Genomic DNA, 14,075 nt, shown 5'->3' with positions numbered 1-14,075 from the left:
ACTAAATCTTTGCTTTATCATTATTCCATACGCATAATTTCTTTACGCAGGCGTTTAATAATTCTCTTCTCCAGTCTAGAAATATAGGATTGGGATATTCCTAACATATCGGCAACTTCTTTTTGGGTACGTTCTGCCCCATCATCATGCAAGCCAAATCGTAACTCCATAATACGCCTTTCTCGCCCGCATAGTTTATTCATAGCGGTATGCAGCAAAGTCTTATCCACTTCTTCTTCAACGGATTTATAAATAATATCGTTTTCTGTACCTAACACATCTGATAAGAGTAACTCATTACCATCCCAGTCGATGTTCAAAGGTTCATCAAAAGATACTTCCGCTCTGGTTTTGCTATTACGCCTAAGATACATCAAAATCTCATTTTCAATGCATCTCGATGCATATGTCGCTAACTTTATGCGTTTTACAGGATCAAAAGTATTTACAGCCTTAATCAAACCAATTGTCCCTATACTAACAAGATCTTCTATTCCCACCCCTGTATTTTCAAACTTGCGGGCAATGTACACGACTAGACGTAAATTTCTTTCAATAAAAATACTTTTAACTCCTAAGTCGCCTTTTTGCAAACGAGTTAATAAAAATACTTCTTCGTCATTACTTAAAGGGGGAGGCAATACTTCTGTACTACCAACATAAAAAACCTCATCAGCCGCTAATATTCCCAATCTTTGCAACAAACAGATCGCCTTTAGTTTGATCACTATTTTAATGATAGACCATGTTATGCGCATATACTTGCCCCCTCTTTTTTGTATAACTCATTGATTATCTGAGGATGTAATAAGCCAGCATATGTTCCATCCTCTGATAGAGCACCACTATAAATTCCAATTACCACATTCTGAATCCTTATTTCTGCTGTCCCTGATAGAGATACAAGTAAGGCATCAGCTCTAAAAGCGAGCAACATACTGCGGCTTCCAATGCCATGATAAGGAATAATTTGTGTACGTGATAGCCATTTTTCATCAGCACACTGGGATAAATTCACCAACCACATTTCTGGTACATTTTCTCGTAAAAAAGTTACCACATCCTCACTTAAAATTGACTCTATAATATATTGACTAACTAAAACCACTGGTTTATGACCTACTGTAGTATATAAACTATTACCTGTATCAAGCATGGCTGTTAACTCAGCCACCTGTCCATTATATTCAATTTTCACTCGATATAGGCTTTGCTGCCGAGTTGTACTCGATAACATACGCCGTATTATAGTAACAATCAAAATAGATCCTAAACAACTTCCCCATAATACATTTTCCCAGGATAAAGTTGTAAGAATTCTGACCAACGTATGAGAATAATGATTCACTTGCCAGAAATAAACCCATCCAACAATAGAACCACCTAAAATAAAGGAGACAACATAAAAAGATGCTAACAATAAAAATGATCTGCGTTTGGATGTATAGCCAAAAGCTATATAAATCAGCAGCCATGACATTACTAACTTAGCGATAGCGGTATGAAAAAACTCCATGTTAGGCATCATGCCGATTAAGACGTAGCAACCCCCTACTGCCGCTGCCAATAATATACGCCAAACTTTATATGTAGCCCCTACCGTCCAAGCAGTTAACATTAGAATCATACTATTCATCATTATATTAATAATAAAGAGCACATCAGCATAGATATACATCAATAACCTTCCTATCATCATAAACGTAGCAGCAATATACATTTTAATAATAATCTATTGTTTCATTGCATAAGTTATTCTTATTATAACAAGATGGTCTTTATTTTTTTGTAGAAATATGGTTTTTTCTTCCAACTTATTTGTTATACCAATCGTGCGGAAAAACTGGATTACTACTTATTTTTTAAATCTTAAACAAAAAAAGCATGCAAAATTAAATTTCGCATGCTTTTTTCTCTACATTATTCATTTATATTCTCGCATTAATATAAGGGAAGAGGTTAATATTAACGTCTCATCCATGTTGGTATATCTAAATCACGTACTTTAAAAGGCTCTATCGTTGTACTCTCCAATTTTCCTTTTACTACACTAAGAGGCTTACCATCAAACCCTGTAGCAATTACAGTTACACGAACTTCATCCTGAAAATTTTCATCGATGACTGCGCCAAAAATAATATTTGCTTCAGGATCAACTGCATCAGAAATAATCGCAGCAGCCTCATTTACTTCTAATAAACCTAAACTCGGTCCTCCTGTAATATTTAAAAGAACTCCCCTGGCCCCTTCAATCGAAGTTTCTAGCAAAGGACTCTTTATCGCCGCTTCAGCTGCAGCTACTGCTCGATTATCACCTGAACCATAGCCAATCCCCATTAGGGCTGAACCCGTATCAGTCATAATGGTCTTCACATCTGCAAAATCCAAATTAATAAGCCCTGGTACAGCAATTAGATCTGAAATCCCTTGCACCCCTTGTCGTAATACATCATCAGCAATGCGAAAAGCATCGATCATAGAAGTACGCTTATCAGCAACTTGCAATAAGCGATCATTCGGTATGGTAATCAGGGTATCTACTTTTTCTTTCAACTTTGCGGTTCCACTTTCAGCTTGCGCCTGACGTCTCCGCCCTTCAAAAGAAAAGGGTTTTGTGACAACACCAACCGTTAATGCTCCTACCTCTTTAGCACACTCAGCAACAACAGGAGCTGCACCAGTACCCGTACCGCCTCCCATTCCTGCAGTTACAAAAACCATATCAGCACCACGCAATGCCTTTATAATTTCTTCACGACTTTCTTGAGCAGCTTTCTCACCAATGTCCGGATTGGCACCCGCTCCAAGTCCCTTGGTAAGTTTCTCGCCAATTTGTATTCGATAAGCTGCCTGAGAATGCATTAATGCTTGTGCATCTGTATTTACTGTTATAAATTCTACACCATGTAGACCAGCAGCAATCATCCGATTTACAGCATTATTTCCACCACCGCCAACACCAATTACTTTAATTGCAGCAAATTGATCTAAATCCATATCTAATTCAAGCATGGAATTTCCCCCTTATAGTCACAAGATTTAGTTTTTTAAAAAATTTCTACACTTACTCATCAATGACCGCCAAGGATTACTCTCTAGAATAACTTGGGGTTTTGGCAAATTCTTCCCTGCATATTTTAATATCCCATAACAAGCTGCATTTTCAGGAGAACGATATTCTAGAGGCAGTTCCTGATGAATGACAACTTGAACCGGTATACCAAAGGTTGCTTCTATGTTTTGAACAAAACCGGACATAGCCCCACAACCACCAGTAAGAAAAATCTTTTCAATTTTATTTTCTGCCAAAAATATTTTACTATGCTCATGCATTAAATAAACAAGTTCACTGATACGACTCTCAACAATTTTATATAAAAAGTCATAAGAAACATGCTTGTCCGTAGTACCATACGCATTACAATCTAAAATGATCTCCTGCCCCTGTAGTTGTTTATCCAGTTTTGCATAATATTTCTTAATCTCCTCAGCATGTTCCCAGGAAATGGCTAATCCTCGCATAATATCACTTGTAATATAATTTCCACCTAGAGGTAACGCTGTAGTGAAATCGATATGTCCCTCTTGGTACAAGATTAACTCTGTACTCCCCGCTCCTATATCTATCACTAAAAAGTTTTCAGCAGGCACTGGAATTATAGCTTCTGTAACAGCAACAGCATTAGCAATTACACCAACAACATGTATACCTAACGTTTCAATTTCTTTAATCAGATCATTGAGTGTCATTTTAGGTATACTTACAACATGAGCCTCCACTTCTAAGTGAGAACCTTTTTCCTGTAGTGGCAATTCATTTTTTCTTTGTTTATCAACAAAAATCTTCTGTGGCAATACATGTAACACTTCATGATCATCAGGAATAGCAACCAATGCTGCAGCACGATACACACGGTTCACGTCATCTATTGTAATGTTACTAGGAGCTGAAGGAGCAATGCTACCAATACTATTTACTGCATTAAGTTCCATACCGCCAATGCCGATATAGGCATCCTTAACGGAAAGATTAGTAGCCATTACTGCACAGTCAACAGCTTGTTCAATAGACTTGACCAATAGATTACAATTGGAAATTACACCTTTTGCAAAACCATTTGTTGTCATCTGTCCACTACCAGCGATTGTTACATGTCCATCTAGACCAATTTTCCCAACAAATATTTTAATATTGCTTGTACCGATATCAATTCCTAAGATATTTTTGCTATCCATGGCTAACCTCATTTGAAGTATTCTACACCATACTCCTATTTCAACATAAATACCAAATTTCCTTTTTTTATTGTAATAAAGAGACAATTATCCTACTAATATTTTTAAAAAGTCCCATTATCAGCAAATTAACACCTTGATTATCTTTTTATATTAAGAAAAGACTTGGCGTAGACCAAGTCCTCAGAAGTTCTAACTATTCTAAATCCTTATTATTTCCTTAAAAAATAGCGCCGAATGATTGCTAAGTTTTGGAATATCCGTAAACCAAAAGCTAATAGTGCAACATAATATAAATCAATACCCAAGCCTTCACCGATGTACACTAATCCAGCAGCCATTAAAGCATTTGTAAAAAATCCTGTAATAAATACAGTATTATCAAATTTTTCTTCCGCTCCAGCCCGTAATCCACCAAATACAGAGTCCAAAGAAGCTAATAAAGCAACTGACATGAATTTTGCATATTCAACAGGTATAGTAAGAGGGAAAAAAATACCTAAACTAATACCAATAATAAGTCCAACCAATGGTAAAGCCACTATTTACCACCATCCTTTATTGGCTTGGCATATTCAAAGCGAAATGCACCTTTATATGCAGGAACGTCTACAACGTCTTGTTTTTTCAGACTGACCTGAATACCCCAAAATTGCAATGTCTCTATTACTCCGCCTCTCATTTTAAGGGAATTTTCTAAGGTTTGCGGTTCACCAATCACCAATATTTCATATGGCGGCGAATAGCGTGTATTATTTACCGATAGCGTTGGTCCAGCGCAACGTATTTCTGATGTGGCAATTAGCCTCTGCCCATTAATAGAGATCGCCTCTGCACCAGCTGCCCACAATTCATTAATTACCTTTAACATATCTTCATCATGAATTAAATATAAGTTCGGATTTTCTCCTGGTTTCGATAATCTTTTGCTATCGTCAATTGTTATACTAAGACCCGTTCCTCTTACAGCCACTACACCAGCACCCATTTTAATATTTTCACTTTCTTTCGTCGCCGATTCAGCTCCTGTCGTCTGTCTTAATTCATATACTTGTTTTAGTAGTACATCACGTTCTTTTTCAGTTTGACTTAAGCGTTGTGATAAGTCCTCAATACGCTGAAAAGGAATACTTGATCGGATATCCTGGGCCGTACGAAATTGTACCGCTAACATAAACCCTAGTACCACGCATACCAAGGCAATAGCAGCTTGTCCTTGTCTAAGCTTCAGCAATTTCTCGCTCTCCTTTTTTTAACTATATTTTTTGTATTCTTGAAGTTCCTCACCCTCTTAAGGTTTTAATTTAATAAAAGGTGAGGCGTAGGTAAGATCAATATACTCTACATTCATTTTTTTATCACTAATTTCATGTAAAATAGTATTTGTTAATTTAACCTTATCAGACAATCTTTCACTACTGCCCAAACGTATCTGCACGGATGCAACTGTATAAGCACTGACTTGCTCTGGCGATATTACATTTACCTCAGAGATTTGATTCAATACTGGTTCATCCAGCAATGATAAATAGTGTACAACACTTTGAATCGTTGGATTTTCAATTTTGTCACTCACATACTCATTATCTAATCGAATTCCTGTTATCATAGGCACATTCATATTTTTTAAATTTTTGAAAGCTGCTAGTACAATCCCTTGGGAGTCCAATTCTAAGAATCCATAGCTACTAGTGACATACACGATCGGCTTACGTTCCTTTATATGAATGACTATGGTTCCTGGAAAGCGCCGTGAAATCTCAACCTCTGCAATTCTTAAGTCATTAAGTAAGCGATTTCTTATATCCGAGGTGTTTAAATTAAATATATTCAATTTTTCAGGAATGTCAGCGATATGGTATACATCATCCACAGTTACATAATTATTGCCTTCAACTACTACTTCCCCGATAGTAAAGTACGATGACTTGATAAATAATAGTCCAGCAATCAGTAGAACCAGTACTAAAATTAATCCAATAAACCCCTGATTTGGCCTAAGGCTTTTATCTTTTGGTGTATACTGCAATGATTCTAGATCCCCCATATAATCGCTCCTTGAAATAATGTTAATAACTATAGGTATAAAAGTAATGATACAACAATTCTAAGCATAATACAATTATAAAAAAGCAGACAGTATGTTGATACGTTCTCCAATAATTACCGATTCAGTTAGCTATGAAAAGAAGCATCCTTTCATAGCTAACTGAATATTATTGAATCCATACAAATACTGTCTTGCACCTACAAGGAAATAATATTTTTATATTATTTAGTCTCTACTAGACACAGTAATTCCTCACATAATGCACTAAATGATATTCCTGCAGCAGCTGCTGCTTTCGGTACTAAACTAGTACCTGTCATTCCAGGTATCGTATTCACTTCTAACACATAAGGATTATCATCCTCATCAAGCATGATATCCACTCTCGCAATGCCAGAGCATCTTAGTGCATGAAAAGCCTCTAAAGCCACTTTTTGCACAAGGAAAGTGGTTTCCTCTGATAATCGAGCTGGCACAATATATTCAGTGGTTCCCTTTGTATATTTAGAATGATAATCATACCTTCCTGAAAAAGGAACTATTTCAATCACAGGCAATGCCTTTAAATCGTTATTACCTAAGATTGCAACGGTAAGTTCTCTTCCTTTTATAAATTCTTCAACTAAAATAGTATCGCTATATTGGAAAGCCTGTTCAATTGCCTGAGACAAATTTTCACTTTCTTCAACAATGACAACACCAATACTAGATCCTTGAGATGAAGATTTTACTACAACGGGTATGCTAAAACCAGCAATAATTTCTGTTACTAAATCACGACTCAAGTCGGCTTTTGTAAATAAAAGAGAACGAGGTGTCGGAATGGAGGCGGACAAAAATATTCTTTTAGAGATTCCTTTATCCATAGCCATCGCACTAGCTAGCACTCCTGACCCAGTATAAGGGATTCCTAACAATTCAAGTGCTCCTTGTAATACTCCATCTTCACCGTATTGACCATGAATCGCATTAAAAACAATTTCAATTTTTTCTTTAGTTAACTGTTCTACAAAACGTGCAGGATCAAGATCAATGCCTACTGCACCTTTATATCCGCTTTCCTGAAGTGCTGTTAAAATGGCTTTACCTGTATTTAAAGAAACCTCTCTTTCCGCTGATGGCCCCCCCATTACCACTGCAATTCTTTTGCTCTTCATACTATAAATCCCCCTAGTCCTTTTTATGGCGTGAAATATTTGCACCTAAACTTCTAAGTTTTTCTTCTAACGCTTCATATCCCCGATCGATATGATATACATTTTCTATTTCAGAAACGCCTTCTGCTGCCAAAGCCGCTAGAACTAATGCTCCACCAGCCCTAAGATCATGGGCAGCAACGATGGCTCCTGTTAATTTCGGTATACCGCGTATAATAGCAGTACGACCCTCTACTTTTATTTTAGCTCCCATACGCATTAATTCATCTACATGTTTAAAACGATTTTCAAAAATTGTTTCTGTTATAATACTCGTTCCTTTAGCATTTGTTACTAGAGATAACATCGGTGCTTGCAAATCCGTGGGAAAACCTGGATATGGTAATGTTTTAATATCAACACCACGCAAATCTCCCCCTCTTACCCGGATTGAATTGTTTCCTGTCGTAATTTTCACACCAATATCTTTTAGCTTATCTGTCACGGAAAAAATATGTTCTGATAATATATTCTCTACAACTACGTCACCATGGGTAATGGCTGCGGCAATCAGAAACGTACCAGCCTGAATGCGATCAGACATGACAATATGTTCAGCAGGCGTTAATTTTTTTATACCATCAATTCTAATAGTATCAGTGCCAGCTCCGATTACTTTAGCACCCATCTTATTAAGAAATACTTGCAAATCATATATCTCTGGCTCACGGGCTGCATTTCGAATAATCGTTGCACCATTAGCTAGTACTGCCGCCATCATAGCATTTTCCGTAGCACCTACACTAGGATAATCAAAATTAATTTCACCACCAGTCAGGCAAGTAGCTTGTGCTTCAATAAATCCAAAGTTTTCTTTAACTGATGCCCCAATTTTTTCTAATGCCTTTATGTGTAGATCAATGGGCCTTGGGCCAATCGCACAGCCTCCAGGATAAGAAAGTTTTACTTTATGAAATCGGCCTAACAATGGTCCCATCAAAAAGATAGATGCTCTCATCTCTCGCATTAAATGTTCTGGAATATCCGCATCCTGTACATTGGATGTATCAATTAATAATGTATTCTGTTCTCTAATAATTCTAGCCCCAAATAAGGTTAGAATATCTTGCATAACTTTAATATCTCGTAAGTAAGGAACGTCATGAATAATGCTTACACCAGAACATAATAGTGTTGCTGCCATAATCGGCAATATCGCATTCTTGGCTCCACTTATCCTAATCGTTCCATTTAACTGTACTTCCCCCTTGACGATAAATTTCTCCACCGTCTTCCCCCTCCTAGAAAAGTACAATCACCCTATACCTCAATTAGAAAACTTGGCTTACACCAAGTATCATCACAAATTTAAACAATCACTTAATTATGTAATTAAATGATATTATAGGAACCCAATTTTTTCATAGAAACAAATGTCTCCCATTAGGGGAGACAAATTCTATAACTACTGTTTTTGCACTAAGGATTCAATTAGTTCTTCCCCTACACAGTAAACATTTCCAGCTCCCATGGTAATAACCAGATCACCAGGTTCAACAATTTGACTAAGATACCTAGCTATTTTATCTTTATCCGCAATATAAATTACTTTCTTACTCGTTTGGCGTTCAACCTCCTCTTTCAAGACCTCACCTGTGATCCCCGGAATTGGTGCTTCTCCCGCTGAATACACATCGGTAAGAACTAATATATCACTTGATTGAAAAGCAGAGCCAAATTCATTACGTAAAAATGCAGTGCGTGAATAGCGATGAGGTTGGAATACACAAATTAACCGATTCGGCTCTGTCTGGCGGGCTGCCAATAACGTAGTTGCAATTTCAGTAGGATGATGAGCATAATCGTCAATAATCCAAACTCCATTAATTCTAGCCTTCGTTTGAAAGCGGCGTTTAGCGCCTTGAAAATGAGCCAAACCTTCTGCAATTTCCTGGAAGGTAAGACCAATATTTAAACCAACAATAACAGCTGCTAAAGAGTTCCCCACATTATGTCTTCCTGGAACATTTATTTTAATAGACCCTAATAACTGTTCATTATGATATACATCATAAGTAGTCGTGGCTCCTTGAGTCGAAAGATTACGCGCCATGTATTGAGCAGTATGATCAATTCCATAAGAAATATAGGGACGATCTACTTCATTTACTAAATTTCGGATATTCTCATTATCAAAGCATACAATACCCAAACCTATACTTGGTGGCAATTTATGTAAGAATTTTTTGAAAGTATCTAACACATTTTCCATCGTTTTATAAAAATCCATATGATCATTCTCAATATTCGTAACTACGGCAATATGGGGTGAAAACTTCAAGAAGGAGCCGTCGCTCTCATCTGCCTCAGCGACTAAATATTGACCTGATCCCAGTTTAGCATTGCCATTTAAATAATCAACTTCACCACCAATAATTACAGTCGGATCCACTCCTGCATGTTCAAGCATAACGGCAATCATCGATGTCGTTGTCGTCTTACCATGAGCACCAGCAACAGCAATCCCCTTATACTGCAACATTAAATATGCCACAATATCCGCACGATGAAAAACCGGAATCTGTTTTTTCCTTGCCAATTTAACCTCAGGATTGGTCTCAGGAATAGCTGTTGATATTACGATTGCTTGAGAATCTTGAAGATTCTCTTCATTGTGTCCTAAATATATATGAGCCCCTATTTTTTCTAGTTTAGCAGTAGTCTCAGATTTAGTAAGGTCAGACCCTGAAACAATATATCCCATTTGTAGTAAGACTTTGGCAATTGCGCTCATACCAGCACCACCTATGCCAACAAAGTGAATTTTTTTTATATCTTTTAGCAAAAAATGTCTCCCCTTTCTTGGGCACCCTTACCTATCAGCTCTTATGCGTGTTTTATAGTATGCAGATCATCACAAGGGTGTTACAGCTTAATATTTAATGTTATTTAATCAGATTAAGAGCCATCTGGGCAATACTCTCAGCAGCCTTAGGGCGACCTATTTTTTTGCTTGCCAGAGACATCATATCTAATTTTTGCGGATTATTCATTAATTCACTAATGCTTTTAATTAATATATCATGATTGAGTTCTTTGTCACGAATGAGAATGGCCGCTCCTTGCCGCTCCATCGCCCTAGCGTTATACTCCTGGTGGTTTTCTGCGGCGTATGGATAAGGAACTAATATCGATGGAACCCCTCTTGCTGTTAATTCAGCTAGTCCAAGGGCACCAGCCCTAAAGATCGCAAGATCTGCTACGGCTAGTGCTTGAGGCATATTGTATAAATATGGTTTGATGATAATATTACCAGCTGCCGTTATATCTATACCACATTGCGTAAATTTTCCAACTATGCCATTATACTCGCTTTGCCCAGTAACATGCAATAGTTGTATCTCTTTGCTGCCTGCAAAAAACTGATGAACCTTTATCATGGCCTGATTAATGCTGCGAGCCCCTCTGCTGCCGCCGGATATCAATATCGTACGTTTGGTCGGATCAAGACCAAGAGCCGCTATGCTTTCTTCTCGGCTGGCAGATATAACTTCTTGACGTATGGGATTTCCAGTAAAAAACAGTTTATTTTGATTTGGAAAATTTTCACTTGCTTCTGTAAACCCTAAAGCGATCTTATCGACAAAACGAGATAGAATCTTATTCGTAATACCAGGAATTACATTTTGTTCCTGAATCATTGTTGGAATTTTAAGTAGGCTGGCTGCTAATAAAACAGGCCCACAAACATAACCGCCTGTCCCAATAACAATATCGGGCTTAAACTGCCGGATAATTTTCTGAGACTGCCAAACACTTCCTATTGTTTTGGCTATCGTTTGTATGTTCTTTACCGACAAACGCCGCTCAAATCCTGCTACATCTATAAACTGAATCGTAAATCCTTCTTTAGGTATAATGTCAGCTTCTAAACCACTTTGAGTACCTATAAACAATACTTCACAGTATTTAACTTTCTCTCGTAACGCTTTAGCGATAGTAATGGCGGGGTAGATGTGGCCACCTGTTCCCCCGCCAGACATAATAATCCGCATATCGGACTTGCCCCCTTAACTCCAAAAATAACTTCGGTTATTTTATCAGAAATTCTTACCACCAGCCACCCTATTTATCATGAATATATCTTGATATATTTAACAATATTCCTACCCCGAGCAAAGTAAAAATTAATGCAGAGCCACCAAAACTAATAAACGGTAAGGGGATTCCTGTTACCGGCATAGAAGCTGTAACCACAGCTATGTTCATCAGAGCTTGCATAATAATCATTGTAGTTAAACCAGCAGCTAATAGACTTCCATAAATATCTGGTGCAGAAATAGCTATTTTAAATCCACGCCAAGCAAATAAAAAGAACAACAAAATTACCGTTACCGTACCAATGAAACCAAGCTCCTCACCTAGAATCGCAAAAATAAAATCGGTATGAGGCTCTGGTAGATATAAAAACTTTTCTCTACTGCGTCCAAGCCCCACACCAAACAAACCGCCTGAACCCAGAGCATAAAGAGATTGGATAATATGGTAACCCGTATTGAGAGGATCAGCCCAAGGATCATTAAAAGCCAGTAATCGTTTTAGACGATAAGGCTCTAAGAGAATGGCTGCAATAATTCCAGTAACACCAACAAGACCTAGAGAGGTTAAGTGAGATAATCTTGCACCTGCAGTAAACAACAATATAAAAACTGTCCCACCAATTGCTAATGCTGTCCCAAGATCAGGTTCTTTCAGAATTAAGCCAAAAATAACTAATAAGATAAGTAATTGAGGTACAACCCCTTTGATAAATGAGCTTATTTTTTCTTGATTGCGAGCTAAGCTAGCGGAAGAATATAAAACCATGCTTAGTTTGGCAATTTCCGATGGTTGTAAATATAAGGAACCAAATCCAAGCCACCTGCGCGCTCCATTTACGACTTTACCAAATCCAGGTACAAGTACCAAGATTAAAAGTACTATTGTTAATAGCAATGTAGGTTTTGCAAATTTGCGCCATACATGATAATCCACATTTAGAGTTACCAGCATTACCGTGACTCCCAAAGTTACCCAAATAAGCTGTCTCTTTAAAAAATAATAACTATCATCAAAGTTGACATAGGCTGAGACTGCGCTCGAACTATACACCATTACAACACCAAAGCTTAATAATGCAATAACAGCAAAAAAAAGAATAAAATCCGGCGACTTAGGTCTAACCGCCAAAGGAATTCCCTCCCATCATTGAATGCCACTCACATTCAACTCAACAAAATTATCCAATGATATTTTCTTATAATTCATAAACTAATCTTTTGAATACTTTTCCTCGTTCTTCATAACTCGTAAACATGTCATAACTAGCACATGCCGGAGATAATAACACGACTTGCGGTTCCTTTGCAAGGTGATATGCTAATTGTACAGCTTCAGACAAACTATTTACATTATGAATTTGCGATACATCATGCTTAATTGCCGCTGCTTCAAATCTCTCTTGAGCCTCACCTAATAAAATTAAATGCTCCACCTTTTCTTTGATCAATTTCATAAAAGCAGTTAAATCTGTATTTTTATCTCGTCCGCCTGCAATTAATATGATAGGTTGTTCAAAAGCCTCTAAGGCTTTAATTGATGACTCAGGATTCGTTGCTTTCGAGTCATTATAGTAAGGCACACCGTTGACCACTGTTACTTTTTCAATTCGGTGCTCAACACCTGTAAAATTGAATAAGGTCTGCACCATAGAAATTAAAGTAACACCTGCAAAGAAGGCAACACCACAAGCGGCGAGAACATTTTCAATATTATGTCCACCTCTAAGTTGTATTTTACTAATTGGACATACAATATATGTTTTTTCTTGCCACTTAATAATGATCATTCCATCTTTTACAAATATTCCCGAATCTAATTCTACCTTCCTGCTAAAAAAGAAAACTTTAGAAGGAACTTTGTTCGCCATTTCTCGTACAGTTATATCATCATAATTTAGAACGATATAATCATCTTTTGTTTGATTTGCAAAAATACGTTCTTTCATCGCAATATAATTCTCTAGCGAATGATGTCGATCCAGATGATCAGGAGTTATATTTAAAATAGCAGCCACACGAGGCCTAAAATCAATAATGCCTTCTAATTGAAAGCTGGATATTTCAGCTACAACTATACCATTTTCACCCACTTCAGCCACTTCTTGTGACAAGGCTAAACCAATATTTCCTCCTACAACTACATTGCGATCTGTTGTTTTTACCATTTCACCAATCAATGTTGTCGTTGTCGTCTTACCATTTGTACCTGTAATGGCCACAATAGGTGCTGTACACAATTGATATGCTACTTCAATTTCACTCATGACTTTAATATTTTTAGCTTTAGCTATTTTTACTAATGGAATTTCAATTGATATCCCAGGAGACAGTACGATATAGTCTATATCCTGAAGCAATTCCTCTCCCTGTTGACCTAACGCCAGGGTTACTCCACATTGATGTATGGGCGAGAAATCCTTATTCTTTAATAATTCCGCTGATTTAGAATCACTTAATGTTATCTGTGCTCCACGGTTTTGTAAAACACAGGCAACAGAGATACCGCTGATACCAGCACCAAGTACTAAGATCTTTGTTCCCTTAAAATGCATT

13 protein-coding genes are annotated in these 14,075 nt (G+C 37.2%); all 13 read right to left on the bottom strand.

The annotated features are described in order from the left end of the window. Window positions 1-20 precede the first annotated feature (20 nt). A complete protein-coding gene (gene sigE, locus LMF89_RS06490; protein ID WP_007953513.1) occupies window positions 21-758 on the bottom strand; it encodes an RNA polymerase sporulation sigma factor SigE in 738 nt (245 codons plus the stop codon). Next, window positions 749-1,678, bottom strand: a complete 930-nt coding sequence (gene spoIIGA / locus LMF89_RS06485; RefSeq protein ID WP_229534409.1) for a sigma-E processing peptidase SpoIIGA — start codon at window positions 1,676-1,678, stop codon at window positions 749-751. Before spoIIGA ends, sigE begins: the two co-directional genes overlap by 10 nt. Window positions 1,679-1,965: 287 nt before the next feature. After that, on the bottom strand, window positions 1,966-3,012 hold the full coding sequence (gene ftsZ, locus LMF89_RS06480; protein WP_007934738.1) for a cell division protein FtsZ: 1,047 nt from the start codon (window positions 3,010-3,012) through the stop codon (window positions 1,966-1,968). Window positions 3,013-3,039: 27 nt separating this feature from the next. Next, entirely contained in the window at window positions 3,040-4,236 is a 1,197-nt protein-coding gene (gene ftsA, locus LMF89_RS06475; protein WP_229534408.1) for a cell division protein FtsA, read from the bottom strand. A 212-nt stretch (window positions 4,237-4,448) separates the two neighbouring features. Further along, window positions 4,449-4,778, bottom strand: a complete 330-nt coding sequence (locus LMF89_RS06470) for a small basic family protein (protein WP_007953519.1) — start codon at window positions 4,776-4,778, stop codon at window positions 4,449-4,451. After that, a complete protein-coding gene (locus LMF89_RS06465) occupies window positions 4,778-5,470 on the bottom strand; it encodes a DUF881 domain-containing protein (RefSeq protein WP_229534407.1) in 693 nt (230 codons plus the stop codon). Before LMF89_RS06465 ends, LMF89_RS06470 begins: the two co-directional genes overlap by 1 nt. 57 nt (window positions 5,471-5,527) lie before the next feature. After that, entirely contained in the window at window positions 5,528-6,283 is a 756-nt protein-coding gene (locus LMF89_RS06460; RefSeq protein ID WP_229534406.1) for a cell division protein FtsQ/DivIB, read from the bottom strand. A 224-nt stretch (window positions 6,284-6,507) separates the two neighbouring features. After that, complete coding sequence (locus LMF89_RS06455; protein WP_229534405.1) at window positions 6,508-7,443, bottom strand: D-alanine--D-alanine ligase; 936 nt, start codon at window positions 7,441-7,443, stop codon at window positions 6,508-6,510. Window positions 7,444-7,456: 13 nt separating this feature from the next. Further along, the gene (murA, locus tag LMF89_RS06450) at window positions 7,457-8,710 is read right to left on the bottom strand and encodes a UDP-N-acetylglucosamine 1-carboxyvinyltransferase (protein ID WP_229534404.1); all 1,254 of its coding nucleotides are present in this window, start codon (window positions 8,708-8,710) and stop codon (window positions 7,457-7,459) included. 177 nt (window positions 8,711-8,887) lie between these two features. Next, window positions 8,888-10,267, bottom strand: coding sequence for a UDP-N-acetylmuramate--L-alanine ligase (gene murC / locus LMF89_RS06445; RefSeq protein ID WP_229534403.1), 1,380 nt, complete (start codon window positions 10,265-10,267; stop codon window positions 8,888-8,890). 100 nt (window positions 10,268-10,367) lie between these two features. Beyond that, a complete protein-coding gene (gene murG / locus LMF89_RS06440; protein ID WP_229534402.1) occupies window positions 10,368-11,477 on the bottom strand; it encodes an undecaprenyldiphospho-muramoylpentapeptide beta-N-acetylglucosaminyltransferase in 1,110 nt (369 codons plus the stop codon). Window positions 11,478-11,547: 70 nt separating this feature from the next. Further along, window positions 11,548-12,651, bottom strand: coding sequence for a stage V sporulation protein E (gene spoVE / locus LMF89_RS06435; protein WP_229534401.1), 1,104 nt, complete (start codon window positions 12,649-12,651; stop codon window positions 11,548-11,550). A 67-nt stretch (window positions 12,652-12,718) separates the two neighbouring features. Further along, window positions 12,719-14,074, bottom strand: a complete 1,356-nt coding sequence (murD, locus tag LMF89_RS06430; RefSeq protein ID WP_007953531.1) for a UDP-N-acetylmuramoyl-L-alanine--D-glutamate ligase — start codon at window positions 14,072-14,074, stop codon at window positions 12,719-12,721. Window position 14,075 lies beyond the last annotated feature (1 nt).

This window comes from Pelosinus baikalensis (genome assembly GCF_020819555.1).
Classification (GTDB): domain Bacteria; phylum Bacillota; class Negativicutes; order DSM-13327; family DSM-13327; genus Pelosinus; species Pelosinus baikalensis.
This window is presented reverse-complemented; position numbering and strand designations above follow the sequence as displayed.

Coding starts and splice junctions, on each gene's coding strand:
- ftsZ (WP_007934738.1), bottom strand. CDS start 3,012: ATGCTTGAATTAGATATGGATTTAGATCAATTTGCTGCAATTAAAGTA.
- LMF89_RS06460 (WP_229534406.1), bottom strand. CDS start 6,283: ATGGGGGATCTAGAATCATTGCAGTATACACCAAAAGATAAAAGCCTT.
- spoIIGA (WP_229534409.1), bottom strand. CDS start 1,678: ATGTATATCTATGCTGATGTGCTCTTTATTATTAATATAATGATGAAT.
- murD (WP_007953531.1), bottom strand. CDS start 14,074: ATGCATTTTAAGGGAACAAAGATCTTAGTACTTGGTGCTGGTATCAGC.
- murG (WP_229534402.1), bottom strand. CDS start 11,477: ATGCGGATTATTATGTCTGGCGGGGGAACAGGTGGCCACATCTACCCC.
- LMF89_RS06455 (WP_229534405.1), bottom strand. CDS start 7,443: ATGAAGAGCAAAAGAATTGCAGTGGTAATGGGGGGGCCATCAGCGGAA.
- ftsA (WP_229534408.1), bottom strand. CDS start 4,236: ATGGATAGCAAAAATATCTTAGGAATTGATATCGGTACAAGCAATATT.
- sigE (WP_007953513.1), bottom strand. CDS start 758: ATGCGCATAACATGGTCTATCATTAAAATAGTGATCAAACTAAAGGCG.